The organism is 'Chrysanthemum coronarium' phytoplasma, assembly GCF_000744065.1.
Taxonomy (GTDB): domain Bacteria; phylum Bacillota_I; class Bacilli_A; order Acholeplasmatales; family Acholeplasmataceae; genus Phytoplasma; species Phytoplasma asteris.
In genome coordinates, this window is record NZ_BBIY01000117.1 from 1 (window position 1) to 1,114 (window position 1,114).

The window sequence follows — 1,114 nt, forward strand, 5'->3', positions numbered from 1 at the left end:
AAAAAAGTGGGTGCTCCATAATAATTAACAGTAATTTTATCTAAAATATTAGGATTAGCAGTTCCAGTGCGAATATCGCAAAAGTTTTTTAACATTAATTCTTGGGCTTGAGTCATTTTAGTTTCTAACGACGCAAGAATATCTTTGGCAAGTTGTTGCATATTTATTCTCCTTTTGAACTAATAACAGTACCTATGTTGCCTTCTTTGAGTACAACTTTTTGGATATTACCTTTTTTTAACATATTAAAAACTAAAATATCGATGTTATTTTCTAAACAAAGAGAAGCGGCTGTAATATCCATAACTGCCAGTCTTTGAGATAAGATTTGTTGGTGTTTCATGTGTTTGATTAAAACGGCATCTTGATGTTTTTTGGGATCTTTATTGTAAACACCTTCAATATTATTTTTAGCCATTAAAATAACATCAATGTTTAGTTCAGCAGCTCTTAGGGCAGCAGCAGTGTCTGTGGAAAAGTAAGGAGAACCAGCCCCTGCACCTAAAATAACTACTCTATCTTTTTCCAAATGACGAATAGCTTTACGGCGAATATAGGGTTCGGCTACCGAAGAAACAGGAAAGGCAGTCATCACGCGTGTGATGGTATTTGTTTGTTCTAAGGCATCTTGCAAAGCTAAAGAATTCATGATAGTTCCAAGCATTCCCATATAATCTGCCTGAGAACGATCCATACCCAGTTCTTCACCAGTGCGTCCACGCCAAAGGTTACCTGCTCCTACAATGATGGCAATTTTGACTCCTAAATCTTTGATTTCTTTGATTTCCCAAGCAATTTTTTTAATGGTGCGAGGGTCAATTCCGTATGAAGAGTCGCCTTTAAGGGATTCACCACTTAATTTTAAAAGAATTTTTTTATGCATCCACAAAACCTTTCTTCATAAACATCTGCAACATCTTTAAAAGAGTCTAAATTTGAGTTTGTTAAATAAAGTATGAAATAAAGATTTTTGAATTATTAGTTGCCCATTTCCCAACGCACATAAGAAACTACATCAGTGTTGTTGGCTTTAAGATAATCTTTTACTTTTTGATCTGCATTTTTGACAAAAGGTTGTTCTGATAAACACATGTCTTTTAACATTTTGCCTAAA

Annotated in this window: 2 protein-coding genes and 1 pseudogene; all 3 read right to left on the reverse strand. The window is 34.2% G+C overall.

The window, feature by feature from the left end; all coding sequences use genetic code 11:
* Positions 1 to 161 (reverse strand): annotated as a pseudogene (locus OYV_RS05685) (ribosome recycling factor); the annotation flags it as partial.
* A gap of 2 nt (positions 162 to 163) precedes the next feature.
* Positions 164 to 889, reverse strand: a complete 726-nt coding sequence (gene pyrH, locus OYV_RS04010) for a UMP kinase (protein WP_081931951.1) — start codon at positions 887 to 889, stop codon at positions 164 to 166.
* A gap of 89 nt (positions 890 to 978) precedes the next feature.
* Positions 979 to 1,104 (reverse strand): hypothetical protein, encoded by a 126-nt coding sequence (locus OYV_RS04755; RefSeq protein ID WP_269077296.1) that lies wholly within the window; start codon positions 1,102 to 1,104, stop codon positions 979 to 981.
* Positions 1,105 to 1,114 lie beyond the last annotated feature (10 nt).